General features: G+C 44.9%; 21 protein-coding genes and 1 riboswitch. Of the genes, 4 read left to right on the plus strand and 17 right to left on the minus strand.

Going from position 1 to position 26,707, the window contains the following annotated elements; all coding sequences use genetic code 11:
- The first annotated feature begins 43 nt into the window (after positions 1 to 43).
- A complete protein-coding gene (locus ACDZ28_RS02890; RefSeq protein WP_375103970.1) occupies positions 44 to 1,060 on the plus strand; it encodes a LacI family DNA-binding transcriptional regulator in 1,017 nt (338 codons plus the stop codon).
- 114 nt (positions 1,061 to 1,174) lie between these two features.
- On the opposite strand, the gene ACDZ28_RS02895 is transcribed toward ACDZ28_RS02890, so the two are convergent.
- From ACDZ28_RS02895 to ACDZ28_RS02910, 4 genes are all read right to left on the minus strand, one after another.
- Positions 1,175 to 1,789: an S-layer homology domain-containing protein gene (locus ACDZ28_RS02895; RefSeq protein ID WP_375103971.1), complete on the minus strand. Its 615-nt coding sequence runs from the start codon at positions 1,787 to 1,789 to the stop codon at positions 1,175 to 1,177.
- Between the two features lie 181 nt (positions 1,790 to 1,970).
- Complete coding sequence (locus tag ACDZ28_RS02900; protein WP_375103972.1) at positions 1,971 to 2,981, minus strand: ketoacyl-ACP synthase III; 1,011 nt, start codon at positions 2,979 to 2,981, stop codon at positions 1,971 to 1,973.
- 132 nt (positions 2,982 to 3,113) lie between these two features.
- A complete protein-coding gene (locus ACDZ28_RS02905) occupies positions 3,114 to 3,827 on the minus strand; it encodes a DUF3153 domain-containing protein (protein ID WP_042130949.1) in 714 nt (237 codons plus the stop codon).
- Between the two features lie 214 nt (positions 3,828 to 4,041).
- Positions 4,042 to 5,439, minus strand: a complete 1,398-nt coding sequence (locus ACDZ28_RS02910) for an MATE family efflux transporter (protein ID WP_375103973.1) — start codon at positions 5,437 to 5,439, stop codon at positions 4,042 to 4,044.
- A 160-nt stretch (positions 5,440 to 5,599) separates the two neighbouring features.
- Between ACDZ28_RS02910 and ACDZ28_RS02915 the strand changes: the two genes are divergently transcribed.
- Complete coding sequence (locus ACDZ28_RS02915) at positions 5,600 to 6,481, plus strand: AraC family transcriptional regulator (RefSeq protein ID WP_042130951.1); 882 nt, start codon at positions 5,600 to 5,602, stop codon at positions 6,479 to 6,481.
- A gap of 86 nt (positions 6,482 to 6,567) precedes the next feature.
- Here the strand turns inward: ACDZ28_RS02915 and ACDZ28_RS02920 are convergent.
- The 4 genes from ACDZ28_RS02920 to ACDZ28_RS02935 all read right to left on the minus strand — a co-directional run bounded on the left by ACDZ28_RS02920 (position 6,568) and on the right by ACDZ28_RS02935 (position 11,686).
- A protein-coding gene (locus ACDZ28_RS02920) for an IS3 family transposase (protein ID WP_139328618.1) occupies positions 6,568 to 8,126 on the minus strand; the annotation gives its coding sequence in 2 pieces (ribosomal slippage) (positions 6,568 to 7,493 and positions 7,493 to 8,126; 1,560 coding nt in all).
- A gap of 102 nt (positions 8,127 to 8,228) precedes the next feature.
- A complete protein-coding gene (locus ACDZ28_RS02925) occupies positions 8,229 to 9,836 on the minus strand; it encodes an extracellular solute-binding protein (RefSeq protein ID WP_375105300.1) in 1,608 nt (535 codons plus the stop codon).
- 69 nt (positions 9,837 to 9,905) lie between these two features.
- A complete protein-coding gene (locus ACDZ28_RS02930; protein ID WP_076121232.1) occupies positions 9,906 to 10,799 on the minus strand; it encodes a carbohydrate ABC transporter permease in 894 nt (297 codons plus the stop codon).
- A gap of 11 nt (positions 10,800 to 10,810) precedes the next feature.
- Positions 10,811 to 11,686, minus strand: a complete 876-nt coding sequence (locus ACDZ28_RS02935; RefSeq protein WP_139328631.1) for a sugar ABC transporter permease — start codon at positions 11,684 to 11,686, stop codon at positions 10,811 to 10,813.
- Between the two features lie 504 nt (positions 11,687 to 12,190).
- Between ACDZ28_RS02935 and ACDZ28_RS02940 the strand changes: the two genes are divergently transcribed.
- Positions 12,191 to 14,425, plus strand: a complete 2,235-nt coding sequence (locus tag ACDZ28_RS02940; protein WP_042130954.1) for an AraC family transcriptional regulator — start codon at positions 12,191 to 12,193, stop codon at positions 14,423 to 14,425.
- 217 nt (positions 14,426 to 14,642) lie between these two features.
- Positions 14,643 to 16,715, plus strand: a complete 2,073-nt coding sequence (locus ACDZ28_RS02945; RefSeq protein ID WP_375103974.1) for an exosporium glycoprotein BclB-related protein — start codon at positions 14,643 to 14,645, stop codon at positions 16,713 to 16,715.
- Between the two features lie 238 nt (positions 16,716 to 16,953).
- On the opposite strand, the gene ACDZ28_RS02950 is transcribed toward ACDZ28_RS02945, so the two are convergent.
- The 9 genes from ACDZ28_RS02950 to ACDZ28_RS02990 form a co-directional block, all read right to left on the minus strand.
- Positions 16,954 to 18,066 carry a cysteine desulfurase family protein gene (locus ACDZ28_RS02950; RefSeq protein WP_375103975.1) on the minus strand — a complete coding sequence of 371 codons (1,113 nt, stop codon included), beginning with the start codon at positions 18,064 to 18,066 and terminating at the stop codon, positions 16,954 to 16,956.
- A 49-nt stretch (positions 18,067 to 18,115) separates the two neighbouring features.
- Positions 18,116 to 19,153, minus strand: a complete 1,038-nt coding sequence (gene mnmH / locus ACDZ28_RS02955) for a tRNA 2-selenouridine(34) synthase MnmH (RefSeq protein ID WP_375103976.1) — start codon at positions 19,151 to 19,153, stop codon at positions 18,116 to 18,118.
- Positions 19,154 to 19,209: 56 nt separating this feature from the next.
- Positions 19,210 to 20,271, minus strand: a complete 1,062-nt coding sequence (gene selD, locus ACDZ28_RS02960) for a selenide, water dikinase SelD (RefSeq protein WP_375103977.1) — start codon at positions 20,269 to 20,271, stop codon at positions 19,210 to 19,212.
- A 368-nt stretch (positions 20,272 to 20,639) separates the two neighbouring features.
- On the minus strand, positions 20,640 to 21,449 hold the full coding sequence (locus ACDZ28_RS02965) for an alpha/beta fold hydrolase (protein WP_076121243.1): 810 nt from the start codon (positions 21,447 to 21,449) through the stop codon (positions 20,640 to 20,642).
- Between the two features lie 106 nt (positions 21,450 to 21,555).
- A riboswitch (cyclic di-AMP (ydaO/yuaA leader) is annotated at positions 21,556 to 21,742 on the minus strand.
- 221 nt (positions 21,743 to 21,963) lie between these two features.
- Positions 21,964 to 22,137, minus strand: coding sequence for a hypothetical protein (locus tag ACDZ28_RS02970; RefSeq protein ID WP_170880375.1), 174 nt, complete (start codon positions 22,135 to 22,137; stop codon positions 21,964 to 21,966).
- A gap of 84 nt (positions 22,138 to 22,221) precedes the next feature.
- Positions 22,222 to 23,007, minus strand: a complete 786-nt coding sequence (locus tag ACDZ28_RS02975) for a Nif3-like dinuclear metal center hexameric protein (protein WP_375105301.1) — start codon at positions 23,005 to 23,007, stop codon at positions 22,222 to 22,224.
- Between the two features lie 113 nt (positions 23,008 to 23,120).
- Positions 23,121 to 24,140: an endo-1,4-beta-xylanase gene (locus ACDZ28_RS02980; protein ID WP_042130959.1), complete on the minus strand. Its 1,020-nt coding sequence runs from the start codon at positions 24,138 to 24,140 to the stop codon at positions 23,121 to 23,123.
- Between the two features lie 42 nt (positions 24,141 to 24,182).
- Positions 24,183 to 25,718 (minus strand): glycoside hydrolase family 43 protein, encoded by a 1,536-nt coding sequence (locus tag ACDZ28_RS02985; protein WP_375103978.1) that lies wholly within the window; start codon positions 25,716 to 25,718, stop codon positions 24,183 to 24,185.
- Positions 25,719 to 25,765: 47 nt separating this feature from the next.
- Positions 25,766 to 26,668 (minus strand): carbohydrate ABC transporter permease, encoded by a 903-nt coding sequence (locus tag ACDZ28_RS02990; protein ID WP_076120963.1) that lies wholly within the window; start codon positions 26,666 to 26,668, stop codon positions 25,766 to 25,768.
- Positions 26,669 to 26,707 lie beyond the last annotated feature (39 nt).

Genomic DNA, 26,707 nt, shown 5'->3' on the forward strand with positions numbered 1-26,707 from the left:
CCCCATATTCCAACTATTAAGCGGAGGGTGGCTTATACTACATATGAATATCAAAATGATTGCCGAAATGGCAGGCGTTTCTGTCTCGACCGTTTCGAAAATTATGAATAATTACAGCGATGTTTCGGAAAAGACCAAACAAAGAGTCCTGGAGATCATCGAGCAAACAGGATATTCACCATCCAACTCCGCCAAAACACTTGCAACCAAGAAATCGAATCTGATCGGTGTGATTTTCGCTGGTGAGCTTAATGTAGAATTTACGCATCCTTTTTTCGTTGAGGTATTAAATTCCTTCAAGAAACAAATGGGTGTACTAGGATACGATCTCATCTTCTTTTCGAACGAAAAATTTATTAGCAGCGGAGATTACTTCGCGCGTGCTGTTCATTTTAATGTAGATGGCTGTGTCATTATATCCGGACAGAAGATGGAGCCGACGATCCACGATCTGGATATGAGCAGTATTCCTTGTATCGGGGTAGATCTCGAACTAAAAGGGAAGAAATCAGGCTTTGTTATGTCAGATAACTTCCAAATATCCTCTAAGGTCGTGGAGCATTTTTACCTTCTGGGTTATAGGGAGCTTGGTTTTATAGGAAGTGCCGCGGATTCAGAAATTTCTAATCTACGAGAAGCAGGATATACCAAAGCTATCGAAAGTTTCGGTCTCCCCTTGAACCGGCGGTGGTTTGTACATGGCGACGATTTCTTTGAGCCCAGCGGTTATGATGCTATGCAACAATTAATTCAAAGCGGCAGTTTACCAAAGGCCATTTTTGCTGCCTCTGATTTACTGGCTTTAGGAGCCATCCGTGCATTAAAAGAACATGACCTCCGGGTCCCTGAGGATATCGCCATCATCGGCTGTGATGACATCGAAGCCTGCAAATATACTACACCAAGACTGTCTACCATCCGTCAGAACAAACAACGACTTGGTATCCTCGCTGCCCATATGCTCTATGACTTGATTAACAATCAGTCAGGTGGCGGTTCATTTGTTGTGGAGCCTGTACTTATTGTGCGCGAGTCCTGCGGAAGCCAATTGAAATCTTAAGGTATAACATAAATAAATCCCCTCAAAGTTTACAACGTCTCAGACCTCGATAAGATGTCTAAGGCATTGTCTAACTTGAGGGGATTTTTCATGTAGGGAACTTACAATTTCATTTTAGAATTTCGCAAGTAGATTTGAAATACTCTGAGCTGCCTCGGCACGGGTTGTCATCGATTGCGGAAGGAAGTTACCATCCTGATGACCCGTCAGAAGCTTAGCTTCTAGCGCACCTTGTACATAGGTTACTGCCCAAGAACTAACTTTAGAGCTGTCATTAGTCACATGGAATGTGCTTGCTTCCGGCTTAACGCCCGTACGATATGCATAAGCTCTTACCAGCATAGTCGCCATTTCCTCGCGGGTAATCTGTTGATTCGGGTCAAAACGATCCTCGGATACGCCTTGAATAATGCCTGCTTCAAAGGTTGCATTGACCGCCTCTTCATACCACGATCCAGTGACTACATCTTTGAATGAAGTCGGACGACTCGCAGTTAAGAAAAGCGCTCTGCTGAGGAGAGCTGCATATTCTGCTCTTGTGATGGAACCCGATGGGTTAAACATAGCTTCAGATTGTCCCTTCACGATTTGTTTAGCAGATAATTCTTGAATAGTCTTGTATGCCCAGTGACTCTCAGGTACATCACGATAGCTGCTTTGGAACGAAAGAACAACGTATTGGCTAAAATGGTTCAAATCTATGGTAAGACTGGTTTTGGACGGATTCATCGTCCCCCTAGATAAGTAAAGCTACCATTTTCCTCAATACGATAAATACTGGCTAACGCTGGATTGGTTCCATTCAGAATCGGTAATGTTATCTTCACGGGTACAGTTTACTCCCGGAAAAGCACCGGGAAACGGTCGCAGCGTTAACAAATCTCTTCTTATTTATATTTACTTAAACAACTTACAATAAAGTCGGCTCCCCTACCCGTTCATCCAGGTTTAGTTCTACCAGTTGGCCGGCCTGTGTCAGCCCCGCACCAAAGCCATACATCAAAATCTTTTGCCCGTTCTTTACTTTACCTTCACGTATACCCAAATCAAGAGCTAAGGGAATCGTTGCGGCAGAAGTATTGCCAAAATTCACAAGACTGTGCAGCACCTGCTCCATCGGATAGTTCAATCGTTCGCAAATCGGCTCAATCATTCGCATATTGGCGCTGTGCGGAATAAACCAATCAACTTGCTCCAGAGCCACTTCTGCTTTTTCAAGCAACTGCTGTACACCGAGAGGAACGGTTCTGACCGCCCAGCGAAATACCTCGCGCCCGTTCTGTACCAGCATCTGTGTATCTACTAGTTCAATATGGTTCACCGTATGGGCTAGACCCGTGCGATATACATGATGCGCACCACCGCCATCACTGGCTAGCTGAAAGCCCAAAAAGCCCGTTGATTGCTTATCACTCTCCACAAGTACTGCACCAGCCCCATCACCAAAAAGGATACATGTACTGCGATCAGTATAATCTGTAATCTTGGAGATTGTATCCGCACCAATCACTAGAACCTTACGGTGCATCCCTGAAGCAACATAGCTATGAGCCGTATGAAGTGCATATACAAAACCCGCACACGCTGCGCTCAAATCCATTGCTCCAGCAGTCTGCGGAATATTTAAGCGGTCTTGAATCAAAGAAGCTACTGAGGGAAAGGAAAAATCAGGTGTACTAGTAGCTACAAGGACCATATCCACATCCTCAACGTTTTTTCCATAACGTTTCATTAAATCCTGTACTGCAGCTACACATAAATCGCTTGTGTATTCATCCTGCCGACTAATTCTGCGTTCACGGATTCCAGTCCGTCCCACAATCCACTCATTATTAGTATCCACCATCTGCTCAAGATCAGCATTCGTCAGTCTTTTTGCCGGGACATAAGTTCCGATAGCTGTAATTTTTGCACCTGTCATTCCAATCACCTCTTCATTTAGTATCTGATATTAGTACTTGGTACTAATTATAACTCTACACCTGCTCTAAAGTAAAGAAAGCCGGTAAAGCAGCATGGCTTCCCGGCACTTTCTATACATATCTCGAACCACTTAAGCACGATTTACTTTACGGTGTTTTCTTTTTCTGACGAAAAATAGAATTGCAGCAATGATCACCACCACTAGGATGATTAACATGATCACTATATTCCATACATTCGGCACATAAAGCTGCATCTTGATCGGCTCCGTATCCCCCAGCGTAACATTCCAGGTAAGTGTTCTGCCTTCATCAACAGTTGCATTATTATCACCAACTAGATCTATTGGCAACGTTAATTTAAAATCAAATGCCAAGTTCTTCAGCACCGCCCGAATAATCGGCTTCGATAAACTCAATGTCCCCATATTATCCATGATGGTATCCATATAGCTATTAAATTGAGGCTGTGCCTCAACATCATACGTGGTATATAACAAATTCTTTTTAGTAACGAGCTGTAGATCCACAATATCCAGCCCCATAGAGGTTGAACCTATATCCTCAAATGAAGGGTAATTTTTCTGAATTTCATAGACTGTAGACTTACCTTCTTGTCGTTTTTCTAACTGAATCCCTTCCTCCTTCAATTTATCTGTCAGACTCTTCTCCATTTTATCACTGATCAACGCTTCTGTACGGGAATCCAATTTCACGTTCATTGCTAAATCTACGCTTTGATTCTTATTCACCGTAACGTGAACGGTACCATTAGAGCATCCCGATATTAGTATCATCATTAAGAGCAGTGCTAGGATCGTCAAGCCTCTCCATTTTAACGGCATTTTCCTCAAACCCTTCAGTAGTATGTATTTATAAAACAGCTACCCATGCTCTAAAGGCTAACTCATTTATCCGTTCGAATCAAACTTAATATGAATGAACATCTATTTATTCGCGAAAAAAAGAGGTGATCTCAAAGTAATAAGCTCTACTCATGGAATCACCTCTTTCTCCAAAAAAGCACGGACAAATCGCTGCCTGTATTCTATTTACTCCTTAAATGCTAAGAAAGGCTCTTCTTTTACTTCCGCTGTGAATAGAGGCATTCTCTTCGCTTTTTAAAATATCCGCCTGACGAAGAACTTTTCTCCCTTTCCAGCGCATAAGAACAAGCATCCCCCGCACAAATTCATCAGCAATCATACAGCAGTAGATCCCCGTGAGCCCCCAGCCTAAGCTAATGCCAAACCAGTAGGAACAACCCACTCCAATAATGGACATAGAAACGATAGAAGTATACATCGTATATCGGGTATCACCGATGGCGTTCAATGCATTACCCATGGCCATATTCAACATTTTGCAAGGCTGCAGTAAGAGATTTAGAGCCAGCAGGGAAATCCCAATAGCAATAATCCGCGGGTCGGAAGTGAAATAACCTAGCAGATTCCTTCCGAAAAGAAATAGCAATAACATGTTGGCTGTTACAATGGCTAACCCGATATACAGTGTGCGATACGCACTACGGTAAGCCTCTTTCAATTTGCCTGCCCCGAACAAATGCGCGATCTGTATCTGTCCGGCTAGAGCGATTGCATATCCTAACGTGAAGCAAAAGGACTCTAAGGTGTTAAGATAAGTCCGTGCTGCTAACGCTTCAGCTCCAAGTGCGGCTAGAAAGGAATATACAATTAGCTGAGAGAACACCCAGCAGGAAGAATTAATTCCAAGTGGCCAAGCAATCTTTATAATTTCCTTGAATAGCTTGCCGTTGAATATTCGGAAATCTCTAAGTCTTATCTTAATCTCGAAGGAACCTCTAAACATGGTATACAGCATGATCACTCCGACCAGTCTACTGATAATACTTGAGATCGCAATTCCCGCAAGCCCTAGCTGTGGCAGACCGAACATCCCGAATATAAAGATATAGTTCAGAATAATATGGATGACATTTATGATGATCCCTGTGTACATTGGCCCTCTGGTATTTCCTGTATTTCGAATCGCTGTACCAAGGGATGCAATCATCCCCACCAAAAATAGTCCGCCGCCGACATACGCGATATAGACATTAGACAGTGATAATAGCTCAGGCGATATATTTAGAATCCCTGCTATTGGACCCGCATAGAAGAACAAGATGATGCTCACGACAATACCAAGGATGAGACTAACCGATACGCCCATAATTGCGATCGTACGCGCTTCGCTGAAACGTTTTGAACCCATTCTTTGCGCGATCAGGATACCCGCCCCGCCCGCAAAGGTGGTAAAAAGTGTGGTCAACGCACCGAACAATTGATTGGAAATGCCGACTACGGCGACTGCATCATCAGAAATACGGCTGACCATTAGCGTATCCACCGTACCTAGCAGGGTCTGAAGAAACACCTCTATAAATATAGGCCAAGCCAATACCCATAGTCCAAAGCCCTGTCTTTCTTTTTTCACTAAACAAACCTCCCCTTAAACCAAACATGCATACTGGACCTGAGAAACAGCATATTTTTTCTTTAGGTCAGACTAAATTATAGATGATATACTTTTGGTGATGGTACAGATTTCAAACCAATAATTACATTATTCCAACCTCATAAAAGGAGATCTCTCCATGAACATTTTTAATTTTACCGTCCCGCCAATGCTCTACTATATCGTAAGTGGATTGCACACCTTCTCACCAGGGCATTACCACATGAGCCGCCACAATATCAATGTATTTGACTTGCTTGTAGTTAAACAGGGCTGCCTATATATGAATGAAGGAGGCCTCACCTTTCAGGTACGCGCAGGTCAGGCACTGCTTCTTCGTCCAGATAGCCATCATTTCAGTACGGACAGCTGTAAGGAGTACACCTCTTATTATTGGCTTCATTTTCAGACCGTCGGCGATTGGAATATTTCCGAGGCTACAGCTGCAACTCCAGACACAGAACACACCAGAGTGGAGCATTCTCTTCATTCTGACGAATTTAATATACGCACTTTCACCTTACAGCTGCCTCAATATACCACGCTGCTGCAACCATCCAAGATGGAAGAACTGCTCTCGCAGCTGAATCAATTAGCGCCTAATTCCCATTTGAGCGATACTCCATTTCAGCAGCAGTTGCTCTTCCAAGAGGTTCTCCAGCAATTATCCGCCTCTCTGAGCCATGAGCGCCCCTCTCCCTCCAAACTGTGTGCAGAGCAAGCTGCCTCCTATCTGCGAAGTCATTTCCGTGAACACATCACTGCACAGCAGTTAGGAGAAAGCTTAAACTTTCATCCGGTATATATCGCTCGCTGCATGAAAAAGGAGTATGGCTGTGCACCGATGGATTATCTGCTGCACTACCGGATTCAGCAGAGTAAGCTACTGCTGATGCAGACCAGTTATACGATTGCCCGGATCGCTGAGGAAGTCGGCTTCAATCAAGCCCCTTACTTCAGCTCCAGCTTCGTCCGCATTGAGGGAACCACTCCGCGGGAGTTCCGCCAGCGCTTCTCGTAGTCTCCTAGAATACAAAAAAAAGGATGTTCCCCCCGCCTCCATGAACTGCACCCCGTCAAGTAGACAGTACAAAAAATAAAAGTAGTTTAAGCGGCCTTAGTCCTAAATTCAATGGGACTGAGGCCGTTTAATTTTGCCTGTAACCGTTCGTTATTGTAAAAGTGAATGTAGGTATCAATATCTGTTTGGAGTTCTTCAAAGGTCTGGTAGGTATGTAAGTGGTACTTCTCACATTTCATTGTTCCCCAGAAGGATTCCATCGGCCCATTGTCAATGCAACAGCCTACTCGGGACATGCTTTGCTTCAGTTGTGAATCGTCCAGCATCTTCTTAAAATGCAGAGAGGTATACTGGAAACCGCGGTCGCTATGGAGTAAGGTTCGGCTCTCCGGCGCTGCCTGTAATGCTAATTCCAGCGTGTTAAAAACTAGCGAATTATTATTGGAATGGCCCAGAACGTAAGCAACAATGGAATTGTCATACAGATCTTTTATTGCACTTAAATACGCCTTCTTACCCTTGCCGTATTTGAATTCAGTTACATCCGTTACCCATTTTTGGTTTGGAGCTTCCGCCTCAAAATTACGGTTTAGCACATTCTCCGCGACCTGCTGAGGCGTGGAGCCTACATACTTCTTTCTCTTTCTGCGGATGACAGACTGGATACCTTGGCGTCTCATGAGTCGGTATACTCGTTTTGCGTTAATAGATTTGTTCATTTGTCTGCGCAAATGCAGGGTCAATTGACGATACCCAAAGGTTCGTTCCACCTTCTCATACAAGAGAAGCATAGCCTCTGTCAGTTTCTCGTTTTCGGTCTCTCGGGAACTAGGTTTGCGATTCAACCATTTATAGTAACTTGACCGTGAAATCCCTACGATGTCACACATAAGTCGAATGGAGCAAGACTGTTCCTGTTGAACGGCTTGAATGGCCAGGTAGATGTTCTCCTGGCGAATGGTTCTTAACGTCTCCTCCTTTCGAGTTCCTCTAACTTTTTTAGAAAAGCATTCTCCGCACGCAGGCGTGCATTCTCGTACTCCAGCTTTTGCATCGCGAGTTTGTGGCGAGCTGCTTCCGTAAGTTCTTCGGGCGCTTTAGTACGTCCTCTGCCGTCACGTAACGCCTCTTCACCGCCTGCTTCGTACTTCTTTACCCAGCTATATATTTGTTGGTAAGACACGTGGAAATGGCTTGCCGCCTTCGTGTAGTCTTCTCCGTTCGAAAGGCAGTACAGCACGATATCTATCCGTTCCTGCCAAGTGGTTACGCGTCCTTTGGTCATAGCTTTAGATCCTCCTGAATGAGCTGTTAAGCTGTTGCTATGACCATTATACTTCCTAATCCAGTTGGCGAGTTGGGTTGAACTTGCAATCTTATACTTGCAGATGATTTGGTTTTGTGACAATCCTCCCTCGAGATAATCCTTAACGGCATGGAGTTTAAGTTCTGCGGAATACGTACGGTTGTGGCTTCGAACTTCCAGCCCTTCGTACCCATACAATTGATAACGTTGCCGCCACTTCACTATAGAGTTTTTGGATAATCCATACTTTCGGGCCGCAGCTTTCAAACCAATGTCGCCCCGTTCAATTTCTTGGAGAACCGTTAATTTTTCGAGTGCCGTATACTTCTTTTGTTCCATAAAAATACTCCCCATACAGCAGCAGGTTTTTATTATTTCGCCTGTCTACTATATGGGGAGCATATCATCCATGGCTTAAGGAACATCCTTTACTCTTCTGTTTTACAAACCCTTCTCCTGTGCGTAAGCATCCCATTGCTTGATATATTCCGCCTGGATCTTCTCAAGACCAGCCTGCTTAGCCTTCTCCATGAAGGTAACTAGACCCGCATCAACATCCTCTACCAATCCGGCTTGCAGCGGATACAGGTATTGCTTCTCTACCTGCTCCAATGCCGCTTTTTCAGCCTGATAAGAGGTGTAATCTTCTGCAAAGCCTGTGAAGATATCCGGTTTCTGAATCTTGTCGAGATCAGCAAAGATTTCCTTCACACCATCATAGGATTTGTCGAATATCATAAATTCCGGGTTCCGCCATGCCCAGCCATTCATCCCTTCACGAGTGAAACCGTTCGTAGAAGCGTCTCCAATAAGCTCATAATAACCGTTTGCATCAATCTTATAGTTTTTCCCCTCAACACCGTATTGTGTCAGCTGATTGTAACGTTTATCCAAAACCATCTTCTCATAGAAGGCTAGTGCGCGTTCCGGGTTCTTGCTGCCCTTCGGGATCGCGAACCCATTATGAATAGGATGCACTGGTGTTGCGTAACCAATAGTTTTACCATAAGGGTAGTAACCCAGCTCCCAATCTGGATGGGCCGCTTTAACTTTCATCAGCGTATCGTTGAAGCGGGTCGGGTTATCTCCGAAAATACTTGCTGCTTTTCCAGCAATAATCGGAGCCTGAATAGTATCCTTCACGTTCAATACATTTTTGGAGATTAAGCCTTTTTCCTGCCAGCGTCTCATGGTCAGCAGTTCTTCTTTATGTTCCTCCGAGCCCCAGTAAAGATAAGCCTTCGCAGGATCGCTGTACTTAATTCCAATACCGTAAGGCAGCGGGCTTCCAACCATCGCGTTAAGTGTGGTGTAGACATCATGCAGATTCCCCCTCACATCACTGTTAAAGGATGCTGGCGACATCTTCGGTTCATTCTTCTTAATACCTTCCATATATGCTTCGTAACTGGCCAAGTCTGTCGGCTGAGGCAGGTTGTATTTCTTGCGCAAATCCTCACGCCATACGAAACCATTCGTTACATACTCCTTATAAGTCGCAGGTACAGTGTAGATCTTCCCATCAATCTTAACGGCTTCCCACATGTCTTGCGGTACAAATTGCTGGAGGGCTGGAGCAGCCTTCGGCAGCAGATCATCTATAGCCAAAAAGGCCCCTTTTTTAGCGTAAGCTTGATACTGTGTCCAGTCTGCAGTGAATATCAAATCAATCGATTGACCAGAAGATAGCAGCAATTTGTACTTCTGATCCCAGTCTGTCCAAGTTGTATAGTTGAATTTAACGGTCGCATTCAAATCTTCTTCAGCCATCTTGTTAATTTGCGACTCAATACTTGAAAGATCCTTCGGAGCATCACCCAGCATATAAAATTGCAGTTCAACCTTCTTAGATGTATCCAGCCCCGTCTTCTCCTCTGTTCCGGCGTTGGTACTCTGAGCTGTATCCCCCCCGTTGTTGCTCTCTTTTACTGCTGCATTTTCCTTGTTCGCGGAATTGGAGTTCCCCCCACAGCCTGCCAGTAGAGCCAAGCTGAGTACTGACATTAGCAGAATAGAGCTGCTTTTGCCCCGTAGTTTGTTCATCTGAATCCTCCCTTTTCACTATGATTCTATGTTAGCCGACTATCCCCTAATCCTCATAGGGACCAAGTTGCGGTTCTAACCTTTTACAGCTCCGATGGTCAACCCCTTGACGAAGTAACGCTGAACGAATGGATACAGAAATAGAATCGGCCCAGTCACAACAATCGCCATGGCCATTTTGGTAGATTCCGCAGGGACTTCCGTAGCCAATGACACCCCGGTTCCAGCACCCATCTGCGCAATAAACTGTGCCGAATTGATAACATTGTACAGATAGAACTGCAGCTGATATTTATGGGTATCGTTGATAAACAGGGAAGAGGTGAACCAGTCATTCCAATAATACAAAGCAAGGAACAAGCCGACAGTAGCAATCCCCGGCATGGATAGCTTCAGCACGATCTGCCAGTAAATCCGGAAATCACCGGCCCCGTCCATTTTCCCGGAATCAAACAACTCCTCGGGGACTGCTGATTTCACGAAGTTTTTCATTAAAATAATTAAGAACGGTGTCATCAGGCCTGGTAGCACCAATACAGCATAGGAATCCAACAGACCGAGGTATTTAGTAATCATGATGTACCACGGAACAAGTCCTCCACCAAACAAGGTTGTAAAATAAATATAAAAGGAGAATGTATTACGGTATTTAAAATCCTTGCGAGCCAGCACGTAACCCGACATCGTCATGAAGAAGAGTCCTAATGCCGTTCCCACTACAGTGGTAACAATGGTGACCGTGTAAGCACGCAGCACTTCATCCGGGAATATGAAGACCGTCTTGTAGCCTTCAAGAGAGAATTGCCCCGGAATCAGATGATAGCCGTCCCGGATAATGGATTCATTGCTGGTTAATGATGCAGATATAATTAGCAGAAAAGGCAGCAGGCACGCAACCGACAGCCCAAGGATGACCACATAGGCGATGGCATGAAGCATCCGAGTATATTTGTCCTTTTGAATTTGCATTTCTTGTCCTCCTAGAACAGGGCGTAGTCGTCGTTTATTTTGCGGATAATATAGTTAACCGTCATGATGAGGACAAAGCCGAACAAGGATTGATAGACTCCAGCTGCTGTCGCCATACCCACATCGAAGGTTACTTTAAGCGAACGGTATACGTAAGTATCAAGAATATCTGTCGTATTGTAGAGCAGCCCGTTATTACCTATTAATTGATAGAACAGATCAAACTGCCCCTTCATGATACTTCCGAGCGCAAAGAGCAGCAGCACCACAAAGGTTGATTTCAGCATCGGCACTGTAATATACCAAATCCGCTGAAAAATATTAGCGCCATCAATCTTAGCCGCTTCATAATATTCATCACTGATGCCCGTAATCGCTGCTAGATAGATGACCATGCTATAGCCGAGATTCTTCCATAGATAGAAGATAATAATTAGAAAGATCCAAGCCCAGGGTTTACTGTAGACATCCACCGGATCGAGTCCGAACTGCGTAAGCATTGTATTCAAGAAACCGCTGTCATAATTGAACAGGTTGTAGACAATAACACTTAGAATGACGAAGGATACAAAGTATGGCAGAAACATTATCGATTGACTAATCTTTTTAAACCATTTCCCATTCAGTTCACTTAAGAGGATCGCACAAGCAATCGCCAACACATTACCAAGTACAATAAAAGCAATGTTATAACCTATCGTGTTCATTGTCAGCTTCACCAGCGTACCGGATCTCCAGAGAAACTCGAAATTCTGCAACCCGACAAACTTGGAATTGAACATACTGCTGTTGAAGTCAAATTGAGTGAACGCATAATAAATACCTACCATTGGAAAATAGGAGTTCACCAAGAAAAAGATCAAGGTGGGCAGCAGCATCAGAAACATTACCCGATTGTGCAGCAGTTCATAAATAAATCCCTTCTTCTTCCTTGTCGTCCGTAAGCGTGCTCTTCCATCGGCCTGGATGCCAAGTTCGACGGTTGAGATTCCTTTGGATGAGGTTTGGCTCAAGGTCTCTCACTCCCTTTAATGTAGAAGCTTCATAATTCCACTATAGGGCGATTCTTGTGAACACAGAAGTGAAGCTTCATAGCTTTCCTTCACAAACTGGAGAATCTGCAATTGAACAATTGAAATGTTTATGGAGAAGCGATGAATCGAGGGATTACCAGTGTACATAGGGGGACGCAGCAGAATATCCCGAAAAAAATAATGATATGTGCACAAATACTTATTTTATTCATAGCGGTAATAGTGGTAATTTACAGGATTTTAAGGTTACTCCACTGTTCTGTTCACTCTAGGGGAATTATAATAAGAGGACTTCCTATCTAAAGTTCATCCAGAGCCTTGTCTAATAAACCGCAGCAATTTCAGGGGAGGGCGACTATGAAGAATAATGATATACGGAGAAAAAGACTGCTGTATGGCAAGCTGCTAACAACGATAACACTGTGTATTTCGTTAACGCTTCTGGTCTCTACATTTGTATACTATACATACTACATCGGGGTCGAGAAAACACAGACCTTCCGCTCGGATCTAAGAGATCTGACTCAGACCGGCAAGAAGGTAGTCAACATGGCTGAAGTGGCGCAAACGCTTTCATTTCAGCTATATCGAACTAGCACGATATCCCACCTGTTGTTCTATAACAAACCCTCCATTTATGAGGTTACGGCTGCGATGTCAGATCTCGGTAACTATCTGAATTCTATGCCGTACATTGAATCCATCTATGTATATAATCCGAATAACGACACGGTATATATCTCCGCTGCGCAAGGGCAGAACGGTGTGTACACCACACGAGAATTAGAGGACACTGAAATCATACAGATGTTAAATCATTATCAGGATTACAAAACATTCACTCCCATCCCGCGTACCTACTCCATCGGTGAACCCAAATCAGAAGCTATCTCCGTCTATACTTATCTCTGCTATGATGCAATCAATTGGGACCGCACCATCAACTCTGCTGTTATTGTTAATATATCAGCAGCTTGGATAAATAAGGAGCTAGCTAACAGTAATACAACCGGTAGTGGCAATACCTACCTCCTAGATGACCAAGATCGTTTTCTTTCGGGGAACAAGCTAACATTGGAAAAACTCTCGGCAGATGAGCGCATCTGGATAGAGCATCAAGTGAAAGACCGCTCTGCAGGCTATTTCACCGCTCCATATAAAAATCAGAAATCACTAGTATCCTATACTTCACCTGATTCCCTTGGCTGGCAGTATGTTCGCATTACTCCTTATGATGTAATCACAGAACAAACCAACCAAATCCGTAATACAACATTATTAATTTCTTTGATTATTCTAATATTCGGACTTATCATCTCTAGAATACTTTCCAAACGCCTCTACCTTCCTATTGATTCCATCGTAAGCCGAATGAATAGTCTGGAAGCTGACAAGCGCAACAGCATGTTTACGATTAGACAGAATTCTTTACGTAATCTTGTTCTCGGTATTAGATCCCCTCATAACAGCCGACCAAGTGATATGGAGCAGTTAAGTATTGCTTTCAGCTTAAACGGGAGTTACCGGCTGGTACTACTCCGTATTGACGAATATACCACCTTGCGACAAGAGAGAGGTTCTTATCTACTTCCGTACAAATTCGCCATCATGAATATTGCCTCGGAAATATGCGGTCAAACTTACCAAGTAGAGAGCGTCGATATGAACGACGATAGTGTAGTTATGCTACTAAGCAGTATGACGTCCGCTGAACCTCTGGATACAGAGTTGATCGAAGTACTGCTGCGACAAATCCGTGTGGCTTGCTGCGATTATCTGAGAATCGGACTGTCGCTCGTGTACAGTCCCGTTAGTGATAATCCGGAGCTACTAAACCGAATCTACAGTCAGGCTAAAGAAGCTTCCAAACATAGACTGTTTTATGGGCATGGATGCCTGATCAACGCCGAGAAGATCAACGAATTGCAGTATAACCTATACTCTTATCCGGCAGATAGCGAGAAGAAGCTGGTCGATGCGCTTACCAGTGGTAGGACGGATGAGGCACGCAGCCATTTCTCCGGCATCTTGCGCGAAATGGAGCAATATCCCTATCATGTCCTAGAACTGACACTCTCTAGGGTGACTCTAACCATTAAGAGAATCTTTGATAATATCAAAAAGCTCAGCGCTACTACAATGGATGACATGCTCAAGATGCCTTCACTTGAAAATTACGAAACGATGGAGGAGCTTGAAGAAGCTTTTTATAACCTCTTCGATAATATTCAGGAATTACAAGCCGATAAGCGTAGCTCTAAGCAAAGTGATCTGATCCGGCAGATTAATCAAAAAATTAATCAATCTTACATGGATCCCGGCCTGAGCTTGAACCAGATTGCTGATGAGCTTAACCTGTCACCTATATATGTCAGCCGCCTTTATAAGCAACAAACAATGACAGCCATTGTGGATGTCATCATGGATGTACGGATGCAGGAAGTCTGCCGCCTTCTGACAGACAGCGATCTATCCGTTTCAGATATTGCTGAAATGACTGGCTTCACCAGCAGTTCTTATCTTCATCGAATGTTCAAGCGCAATTTCAGCATCACGCCAATAGAATACCGTCGCTCTAATACCCGTTTATAGAACTAAATGCTGATTTACAACACTACTTTAGATATAACTCTTATGAAGGGTGATACTACTTCTACTTAACTACTCTATCAATAAGGCAGGCCACCGGTAATACTGACTTTCAACGCGACGATTGTAACAACTTCCGCTTCTCAGAATATGCTGATTGGGCAGGTTCCCAATTTTTAAAGGAATGAAGAGGAGAAGCTCAAGGAGGAGATACAGAAATATGTCGGATCATAGTCATAGACCATTCAAAGGTGACGCTATCCTTAACAAGCAAGGAAGAATAAGCAGTCCTGTGAGAAAAAGGGAGTGTACTGCTCTATTAAAAATAGTCACTGAGCTCGCTACAGTGGTACCGCCCGCACTTACGAATCCCACAATACTTCATATTACTAATCTTCAAAGAGTGTTAAGAGAACTCATGGAATTCTTGCATGAAGCTAAGATATGCAGCCCTTCTAGAACGGAGCTTCTTTCTGTAGTAGAAATAACCATTGTATCTACAGAGGTCAGTCCCTTCTCCGTCGTAAGCGTGGGTACCAATCTTCAACAACTATTAGCTGAGTTATTGTCTTTTGTTCTTGCCACAAAGATTGACCCTCATTGCAAAGATCAGTTGGTTATTCAAATCAGGCATATTCAGGCTTCTATTTCACAAGCACTTGGCCTCCCCGTTAAAGGTGCCACTGGGCCGCAGGGGCCTCAAGGACCTCAGGGACCTCAAGGACCTCAAGGACCTAAGGGATCCACTGGTGCAGGGCTGCAAGGTATTGTAGTCTTTAATCCCGCGCAAAGCCCGTTATATCCAGCGGGTCAAGTTGTAACCTTTAATGGCAGCACCTATATAGCTACTGTTGCTGGACCCAAAGGAATCCCCGGTACTTCATCAGATTATTTACTGATTGCTGGTGGAGCGACAGGCGCGACTGGAGCGCAAGGACCTCAAGGGCCTCAGGGACCTCAAGGACCTCAAGGAGCGCAAGGGCCTCAAGGGGAATATGGTGTTGGTGGGACAGGCGCGACTGGTGCGACTGGTGCGCAAGGTATACAGGGACCGCCAGGTCCTGGAGCAGGGGCAACGGGGCCGACAGGTGCTACGGGTGCTGCCGGGCTTGCTGGACCAACAGGCGCTACGGGTGCTGCCGGGCTTGCTGGGCCGACAGGTGCTACGGGTGCTGCCGGGCTTGCTGGGCCGACAGGCGCTACGGGTGCTGCCGGGCTTGCTGGGCCGACAGGCGCTACGGGTACTGCCGGGCTTGCTGGGCCGACAGGCGCTACGGGTACCGCCGGACTTGCTGGACCGACAGGTGCTACAGGTACCGCCGGGCTTGCTGGGCCGACAGGCGCTACGGGTACCGCCGGGCTTGCCGGGCCGACAGGCGCTACGGGTGCTGCCGGGCTTGCTGGGCCGACAGGCGCTACGGGTACCGCCGGGCTTGCCGGGCCGACAGGCGCTACGGGTACCGCCGGGCTTGCCGGGCCGACAGGCGCTACGGGTACCGCCGGGCTTGCTGGGCCGACAGGCGCTACGGGTACCGCCGGGCTTGCTGGGCCGACAGGCGCTACGGGTACCGCCGGGCTTGCTGGGCCGACAGGCGCTACGGGTACTGCCGGGCTTGCTGGGCCGACAGGTGCTACAGGTACCGCCGGGCTTGCTGGGCCGACAGGCGCTACGGGTACCGCCGGGCTTGCTGGGCCGACAGGCGCTACGGGTACCGCCGGGCTTGCTGGAGCTACGGGTGTTACCGGAGTTACAGGCGTTACTGGTGCAACCGGTGGGGGTGCAATCATTCCGCTGGCATCCGGTGGGCCTATTATTATGACTACGATTTTAGGCGGTTTAGTTGGAACAACAAGCCTTATAGGCTTCGGGAGTTCAGCCACAGGTATTTCTCTTGTTGGTGGAAATATTGATCTGACAGGTACAGTTCTTGGACCTCTTATCAACTTTGCAATGTCAGTTCCTCGTTCGGGAGTCATAACATCTGTTGCCGCTTACTTTAGTAATACCGTAGCTTTATCACTTATTGGTAGTACGGTAACTGTGACAGCACAATTATTCCAGTCTACCTTACCAAATAACACATTTACTCCTATTCCAGGGGCTATAGTACCACTGCCATCTATCACAGGCGCAGTTAATCTAGGAACTTTTGTCAGTGGAGCAACATTCGGTGTTGATTTCCCTGTAACAGCGCAAACTCGCCTTCTTATGGTCTTTTCAGCCACCGCTTCAGGACTCAGCCTTGTAAATACAGTCACTGGTTATGCAAGTGCAGGCTTCACTATTGTATAATCACTAATACTAATACAAACAAAAGCATCTGCCCTCCCTGCTAAAGGAGTGACAGATGCTTTTGTTGTAATATGCGATTGCAATTTCTTAATCTTTCGGACCGGAGAGACGCTATTGAGCAAAACAGGAGGTCAACTTCATCTTTTTTGTGCAACTAAGAGCGCCTGAGTCCTATAACAGTCTATTCCCCGGGAATCATACTAGGCCGTCATCAGCTACTCAATCTCTGACAATCTACTCACAGCAAATACTCTTTCAACTTACCGATAACCTCATCGATCTCTGCCATAGTTGTATACCGTCCCAAACTAAAACGAACTGCTCCCTGCCCGATACTTGGTGAGACATTCATTGCCTTTAGAACAGGCGAGATCAATGTTTCTCCAGAATGACAAGCTGAGCCTGTTGAGGCAGCCACATCTTCTAGCGAAGCAATCACTTCATGACCCACCGCTCCAAGAAAACTAACGTTAAGCGTGTTAGGCAATCGCTTATCCCTATGACCGTTCAGGTGAATCTTATCGCCAAAAGCCTCCTGTAATCTGTCATAGAAATAATCTGCAACTTCTTTTACACGCGCTCTGGAGGTGGAGTCTGAAGCAAGCTCACAGGCTTTTCCTAATCCAATAATATATGGTGTGTTCTCGGTACCTGCTCGTCTACCATTTTCATGCCCCGCTCCGTGAATTAAAGGTTCGATGTGAATGCCCTCTCGGATGTACAATGCTCCAATCCCTTTTGGCGCATACAATTTATGACCTGCCAGCGTTAGAAAATCCACCCCTAGCTCAGCCACATCGAGCACTACTTTTCCAGCGGACTGCGAAGCATCGGTATGTACAAGAACACCACGTTCGTGGCAGGCCTCAGCTATTTCTTTGATCGGCTGGATCGTTCCCGTTTCGTTGTTAGAATGCATAATGGAGACTAGTATGGTTTGGTCGGTAAGCTGCTTTTTCACATCGTCTACTTGTACCATTCCATACGAGTCAACAGGTACATAAGTAATCGTATAGCCCAACTGCTCCAGATACTGACACGGTTTAATGACAGCAGGATGCTCCACAGCAGACACAATCATATGATTGCCTTTATGTCGATACGTTTGAGCGACGCCCTTGATGACGGTATTATTCGATTCGCTGCCCCCGCTTGTAAAAAGCACCTCACCCGGCGCGCAATTCAGGAAATTAGCCACCTGCGTTCTTCCTTGCTCGATTCCGAGTTTAGCTTCTTGCCCCAAAAAATGACTGCTTGAAGGATTGCCAAAATGACCATAAAGATACGGAATCATAGCCTCTGCGACTTCCTTATCTACAGGTGTTGTAGCATTATAGTCTAAATAGATCATTTGTTACGCTGTGCCTCCTCTAGCCCCTCATCCTTACGATTCCTAAAGCTTATACTTCCTGATTTTTCAAAAAAGAGCGCACCGCTGTCTCAGCTTCATCCAAATTATTCACCTTAAACGTAACTCTCTCAACGCCTTCATACTGAGTGGACGTATAATCGTATCTAGGATCATAATAGTATTCTAGCAAAAGCGCTACAGCCTCTCCGAACAAATCAGCTTGCAAGCATCGCTCGATTTCTGCGGCAACGGGGATATGAATTCGGGATTTAATACTCCGAAAAGCTGAAATACACTGCTCCTTGTATGCTTCTGGTCGGTAGTCCTCAAGGATTTGCTGCACCCTAGCTTGCAATGGCATCTCAATCCAAATCTGTGTTCCGATCTCTTTCTGCTCCGCCATGAATGGGGGCATGACGATTTTCCCGATTTTTTTACTCTCCGCTTCAAACAGTACATAAGAAGAATCCCCAAGCTTAATTAATTCCTCCAAAAGAAGACTATCGAACGTTTTCTGATTATTTGCATGAAGTCCGATCTCTCCAAAGATAGAACCCCGGTGACCCGCCATCCCCTCCAAATCCAGAACAGGATAACCTTGTGCTTTCAGGCGGTGCAGTAGGTTTGTTTTGCCTGTACCCGTATTTCCGTGAATTACATAAGGCTTTGCCTTGAATTCATAAGTCTCCAGTTCGTCGAGTACCCATTTACGGTAAGCTTTATAGCCGCCAATCAGCCGGTAAGCGTGAATATCCATTAAAGAAAGTACGGTTGCCGTAGTACGGCTGCGCATACCTCCTCTCCAGCAGAATACAGCTTTGTCCCCTTGAATCGCTGCGAATTCTTTGACAAAGGTAGGCAGCTTCGCCGCAGCAATCTCCAAACCGCGTTCTTTCGCCGCCTGCACACTAGACTGTTTATACAAAGTGCCTACTTCAGCCCGTTCCTCATCATCAAAAAAAGGAATGTTCAGACTATCCGGTAATGTCGAATCTTTATATTCAGAAGGAGATCGAACGTCGATCACAGTGATCTGCTTCTTATTTTTTAGCATTCTTAATTCTTCCAGTGTAATATCCTGAAACAATGCACTCTCTCCTCTGGTGGCTAACTTCTTAGATTGCCTCTAAGCTGACTCTATCATTATTGCGCAGCTATTACCGTAATCTGACCCGGATGTTCTTCTGTTACTTCTCCGATCAATGCCGCTTCTACACCTGCAGCTACCAGCTCTTGTAGCAAGGCTTCACTTTGTTCAGGAGCAACAGAAATCAACAATCCGCCAGAAGTTACAGCATCACACAGAATATAACGGCTTAATTGGTCCATCTCTTCCGGATAAAGAATGCTGCCCTCCAAATGGGCAAAGTTATTCTTAGTTCCACCTGGAACAAATCCCTGCTCCGCCAGATCTCTTACTCTTGGCAGCATTGGTACATCGCCTTGACGAATAATCAGTCCGTGGTTACTTCCCTTAGCCATTTCCGAGGCATGTCCCAACAGCCCAAATCCAGTAACATCCGTACAAGCGTGCACATCATACGGCTCCATGATTTCAGCCGCTTTTTTATTCAATGTAGACATCACTGTGGTGAGGCGTGTGGTTTCTTCTGGTGATAGTTGATCCTTCTTAATAGAAGTTGTTAAGATGCCCACACCGATAGGTTTCGTTAGTATCAGCTTATCCCCCACCTGCGCGCCTGCATTCGTTCTTACTTTGTCCGGATGCACCAGCCCCGTAACAGCCAATCCGAATTTAGGCTCTTTATCGTCGATAGAATGTCCACCTACAAGCGTCGCTCCTGCTTCCTGCACCTTGTCCGCTGCACCGCGCAAAATGTCACCGAGAATGCTTTTATCCAGAACAGAGATAGGAAAAGCTACAATATTAAGCACTGTAAGCGGCTTACCACCCATAGCATAAATGTCACTTAACGCATTGGCTGCTGCAATTTGCCCAAAGGAATAAGGGTCGTCCACGATCGGTGTGAAAAAATCAACAGTTTGCACTAACGCGAGTTCATCGCTTAAACGATACACGCCTGCATCATCACTAGTATCCAAACCTACAAGTAGATCCGGATTAGGAACGGTTGGTGGCAGACTGCGAATAACCTGCATGAGATCGGCGGGACCGATTTTGCAGCCGCAGCCTCCTTTTGAAGATAATGAAGTCAATTTTATAGTTTCGGCTTGAGACATCATGACTCAGCTCCTTTAGATAGTTAATATCGAATATCTTTAATCTTACATCAGTAGACAGCAATGTACAAAATGCATAGCTACCGATTGGATTTCATTATTCTGTTCTTTGAGAAGTGCTATGAGTGGTATTCTTTCGATTAATAGTATGCTAAAGGCTGGCTCATTCGTAGATTTCGCTACTTTGGGCCAGCCTTTAGTTCGATACTCTGTACTTTAGGGAGGTTTTCCCTAAAATACTATACAAAAGAACGTCCCGCAGCCAGTTCATACTCCCAGCTATAGAACGCCCTCATTTCTTGCTTAAACGTTAGCCGACCATTAAGACTCTGAAGAGGTTTATGCAATCTAAGGTGCTTTCTCCACTAGGATCAACTGATCTGCTGAGCATCCTGATGTTTCTCCAAAAAACGCTGAAGAATAGCATTAAATTTCTCCGGCTGACACAGATTACTAGGATCTAATGCGTTAGGAATGATCGCTAACTGAGCATGCGGCAGCTGAGACACCATATCCTTCATACAGTTGACTCCAAATTCACTAAAGTCACCGACTATACATAACGCGGGACGGTTAAAAGATTTTAAGCATCTAGTGTAATCCACATGACTAGTAGCCAGCCTTTGGCGATACAATTCCCGCGGACGTTTGTCGAGAAGTCCTCTTCTAATCTCGTTATAGGCCAGGTTCCAGCGTTCGCGATACATCATACGAATCGAAGGCAGTACAAGCTCACTAGGAGCGTAATACATTAACCAACTACAATATGCAGCCATAAGCTGAATTTTACCTACTATTGTTGATGCATGACTTCTACAAAAGCTATCGGCGACAACAATCGCCTTTACCCGTTCCGGGTATTGTTTCGCAATATGTTGAACGACGAGCCCCCCATAGGCGCTCCCGACAAAAACCGCCTCACGAATGCCCAAATCATTCAATAGCATAATTATATCTAGGCATTGCGTTTCAATAATCTCGTTTGGAGCCTGCAGCAATTCACCTGATTTGCCATTCCCCCGTAAATCGCACAGAATCACTTTATATTTATCAGAAAAATACTCTAATTGTGGTTTAAACATGCTATGTGTTAATCCATGTCCATGGATAAACACAACCGGAGTCCCTGTTCCAATGATTTCGTAATAGAGCGAAGTTCCATTCAGTTTAGCAATAGGCAAAATTAACACCTCTTTCACAGGTAGGTTCTATATCTATATGTGCTTATAAACGCAGCAAAAAACCACAGAGGGATTCTCTGTGGCTATTCATCATCAAATACGCCATTCATCCTCTCTCCATACGCTTACGAGGTTAGCTGTCGGATTCGGGCAGTGAGAGTTGCCCTACCTGTATGGATGCACTATTCAGCATCTGTAACAGGATTCACCCCATAACTAGTACCGACTGTCATATCGATTTCCAGTTGTTGGTTCCCCCGCTTTCCTTAACGGAAATTAAGCGGACTTCTTATGTAATTGTCAGTTATGTGATGAATCATACTCCGTGTAAGGTTTCTTGTAAAGTTGAGCCCTGGGCAAAATAATGATGAAAGCCATGCTTTTCATTTCATATTGAGCATACTCTTCGTTTTCTCTTTCTATTGCTCTTGTTTACTCGGTTTATTAAGAAAAAGCCGAGCGGTCATCAGAGATCAATCCCTGAACCACTCGGCTTCTTTATACAATCATTCGGCTACAACAGATCGGCGTTTTTCAATGCATGCTCCCAGCTCGGAAAAAAGAACAGCGCACTTCTCATAAGATCAGGATCGCTTTGCTTCACTTGTTTTTTACTGATCGAGCTTCCGTCAGTTTGAAGCTTTTTGATACGACTTAACACTTCATCAGCCTCCAAAGGAATTTCCATTGAAACACTCCTCTCTCAGTGACCTGGTTTCCAATCATTTTCTCCATAATATGCAAATTTATTCTTCATTTCGATTTATAAGGATTAAACCAGCTGATAGATCGGTTGTTCTGCAATAAAATAAGTAGGAATCGTTGGGTATTTCTCTGCCAAAACTTCAGCTAAATATTTCATTCCCGGGGCTTCACTCTCCGCATGACCTAACATAATCAGCGCATTCGATCTACCTTGATGTACTGCATCCCTCACATATTCCGGAGTTTCCCACTCTGGCCCTTCGCCAGCAATCAGTAAATCAAGATTGTGCTGATTAAAAAGAGGGATAGCCATTGTCCCGCCTCCTCTGTAACCCACTGATATCCCCACATGTCTGCATACCTGGGATAGGTCACCGGCAACACGTACATAGGGGATTCCTAGTTTTCTTTTTATGTACTGAGCCGCTTCACTTACTGTCATGGCAGGAATCGTTAGGATTGTAGCAGCGGGTTGCTGCTCATTCACATAAGCTGACCACTCAAGCTCTCGCAGCAAGCCGACCATGATCCCATCCGGTTTATGACGATGACAATAATCATGATAACGAAAAATAGCCATTTCAGAACGTTTGATCAAACTCAGTTTCGTGAGATAAACAGCGTCATCCTTTAACCACTCACTTGTATCATGGTGACTGTAATACACACCTTCATGTGTGATCAGCAAATTGGCGTTCATAGCCATCGCTCGTTCCACAACATATTGCGTAGCGCAAAATGCTGTAACTATCCCTGTAACCACCGTTTCTGGATTTCCTGGCTTAAGTGTATCCACAGTCCCCTCTATCTGTTCCTCAGTTCCCATTAAATCTTCCAGTATTGTTCTTATCATAATGTTCACCGTAACCCTCCCTTTGAGTTTCATTCTTCTGATCTACAAACAAATAACCCGCCCTTATTTAATATAAGGACGGGTTATTTTACTACTTGAGCAGCTTACCCGCTCTATAATTTTGGGGCAGAGCCGATAATACGGTGAAAGGCTGGCTTCGGATGATGCTCTTCATCGAATAAGAAGGGCCAGTTCTTCCGGCCACGAACAGGGAAATCATCTAGCCAGGTATAGTCATCCGCTGCTCCCCAGAACGTGACTGAACTAATCACGTCGCGGTATTCTCTCAGCAGTGCGAACATCGCTTCATATCGATCTGCTTGAAGTTCGAGCAGATCAGCAGGTACTGTCTTTAAGTCCATTCGTTTGTCTTCAAAACGGAACATGGATACATCCAGCTCAGTCAATTGAAGCTGCAGTCCTAACGAGGCATATTTCTCAATCGCAGCACGAATATCATCAAGATTCGGATCGTATAGATTCCAGTGTGCCTGCAATCCGACGCCATGGATCGGCACCTCTTGATCCAATAGCGACTTCACCAGTTCATAGATTTTGTCACGCTTTAAGGGATGGGATTCATTATAGTCATTGTAGAATAATAATGCCTTAGGATCAGCTTCATGGGCGAATTCAAACGCTTTAGCTATAAAATCCGGGCCAACAATGTCGAGCCACTTCGAATGGCGAAGAAGCTCTTCTCCTTCATCGGCAATAACTTCATTCACAACATCCCAAGCATAAATATCTTCCTTATAACGTCCTACAACGGTTTGAATATGTGATTTGACTCGTGCAAGCAAAATCTCTCTGCTTACAGGTCCTCCGTTCTTATCCTCAAACAACCAATCCGTAGTCTGATTGTGCCAGACCAAGGTATGTCCGCGCATCGCCATCTTATGTTTTCGGGCGAAGGCAACTAGCTGGTCTGCTGCCCTAAAGTTATAAATATCCTCAAGTGGATGTAGACTTTCAAATTTCATCTCATTCTCAGCAGTTATACTGTTGAAATGATAAGCAAGCAAGTGCTCCTGTGATTGTATCGTAAATGGGTTGACCGCTGCGCCAATCTTGAAATCCTCCGAGAACACTGTCTTTAGTGCAGGCTCTGAGTAATCGCTAGCTTGTCTCATCAATTTCCCTCCCTACAAAAGCGTACATATTTAGCATTCTACTCATGATGATCGATAGTCGAACCAATCAAAGTAAGCAGGAACCCCCGCCACTTTGCCATGTCCTGTCGCATATAAGCCAACAAGAACACCGGTAAATCCGTTTCCTTTGACAGCTTGAGGGGATAATGGATAGGCTAGAGCCCTAGATAGCTCGATCCATTCCTGACCATCCAAAGAATAAAGTAAAGTGTATTCCGTTAGCTCCGCCCGAATTTTCAGATATAAACACCCAGCAATGGTTGGAATCTCTGCAGCCACATGTGTTGTTCCATCAACAGTTAAATAAGCTGTAATCACTCTATGTCCATTTCTTTGCGATAGTGCAATTTCATAATGTGCATTCTCGTCCAATCTAGCACAGAGTCCAGCCTCTTCACCGTCCACGGTAGGGTTAAAATCCAGTAATGTACTCCATTCAGCTGAAGTATGCTGCTGTCTTCTGCCTATAAAGGCTACCTGACCCACTTCATTAAGGTCTTTCGATTGCCCTCGAAGAGCTAGAAAACCCGGACGTTGGCTTAGTGACCAGCTTCCCTCTGCCGGATTCCGCAGAAAGGATAATCCCAATGGCAATACAGGGTCATCAAAATCATATCTTCCGCTAGTCTCAGGTTTTGGCGAATGACCCGGTACACGCGGAACCTTCATCTCCAGCCCGACAGTGTCCTCATTATTATCGATCATAGGCCAGCCGTCATCATCCCAGCTTACAGGAGCAAGGAAGGTCTCTCTCCCTAGGACAGTATATTTTGAATCTACTAGTCTGACACCTAGGAATACAGCCCACCAATCCCCATTACGATCCTCAATCAGATCAGCATGTCCTAGATACTGAATGGGACTATCAGTCCCGCGATGGGTCAATATCGGTTGCTCTAATCTTTCAAAAGGACCGTAAGGGGAGGAAGAACGACCGATAATTTCTCGGTGTTCCTTTGCCGTGCCGCCTGAAGCAGACATGATATAATACATTCCGTTAATTTTGTACAAATGTGGTCCTTCCGTCCAAGGTCCACCATCCCCAGTCCAGATGACAACAGGTTCTGTTAATGCTGCTCCTGTAGCAATGTCTATCTCATATTGAATAGCGTGGGAATCATAATCTGCTCCCTGCTGGGTAGTTACATATACCTTTCCATCCTCATCAAACATTAGGGAAGGGTCAATTCCTCCATAAGGAATACTAATCGGGTCTGACCACGGACCCGCTGGGTCCGTAGCCGTAACATAGAAATTCCCCTTCCCGTGTATTTCGGTCGTTATCATGTAAAACGTTCCTTCATGATACCGGATGGTTGGAGCAAATATACCTCCAGAGCTTTTGCTCTTACGTGTATCTAGCTGACTTTCACGATTGAGCACATGACCAATTTGTGTCCAATGAATTAAGTCCTGGCTGTGAAAGATAGGTACCCCAGGGAAATATTCAAAGGAGCTGCAAACCAAATAGAAGTCGTCTCCAGCCCGTGTAATACTAGGATCTGGATAAAAGCCTGGAAGTATTGGATTTGTGTATGTGATTGGAGATTGGGTCATAGTTTAACAAACAACCTTCCTATTCCTTAATAGTGATTGTAAGCTGCTTATTCCTTCACGCTTCCTACGTTCATTCCAACTACAAAGTACTTTTGCATGAATGGATAGACTAGCAGAATCGGAACCGAAGCAACGATAGTAACGGCTGCACGAATGGACTTTGGAGTTACCAATGACCCCGCTGACTCCGCAGTTACCCCTGCCCCGTTAGCTACACTTGCGCTACTGTTCGCATTCATACTAGATTGTATTAGCTTCATTAATTCATACTGCAATGTACTCAAGTGCTGGCGGGAAGAGGTGTAGATAAAAGCATCAAACCATGCGTTCCATGCACCTACTGCGACAAAAAGAGCAATGGTAGCAAGAACAGGTTTACATAAAGGGAAGACTACTTTCATGAAAATCTTGAAATCCCCGGCACCGTCGATTCTCGCGGATTCCATAAGACTTTCATGTATGCTACCAATATAAGTACGAATAACGATCATATTAAATGCACTTATCATAGTCGGTATTACATATACCCAAAACGAGTTTAGCAGATGAAGCTCCTTAATAAGGAAATAGTTTGGTATCAGACCCGCATTAAAATACATGGTAAGGACGAAAATAATGGTAATCGGTTTGCGGAAAACATATTCTTTCCGGCTTAAAGTATAAGCAAGCATTGTGGTTAGAAATAGATTCAGGATCGTAGATATCACTGTTCGTGCAACTGAAATCCAAAAAGCAGGAATAATGGTACCTGAGGCAAAAACGGCTTTGTAGTTCTGTATAGTCCACTCCCTAGGCAATAGATAAATGCCGCCACGGATCGTATCGTTCCCCGCATTCAATGAAACTGCTATAGTATTTAGAAATGGATATAAGGTAACTATAACTATACATACCATAAATACAGCATTAAAGGTACCGAACAATACTGGTTCAAGACCTATATTTCTCATGCGTCTTCCACCATTACTTTTTGGAGATTTATGAGGTAA

It is taken from the genome of Paenibacillus sp. RS8 (genome assembly GCF_041956825.1).
Taxonomy (GTDB): domain Bacteria; phylum Bacillota; class Bacilli; order Paenibacillales; family Paenibacillaceae; genus Paenibacillus_AQ.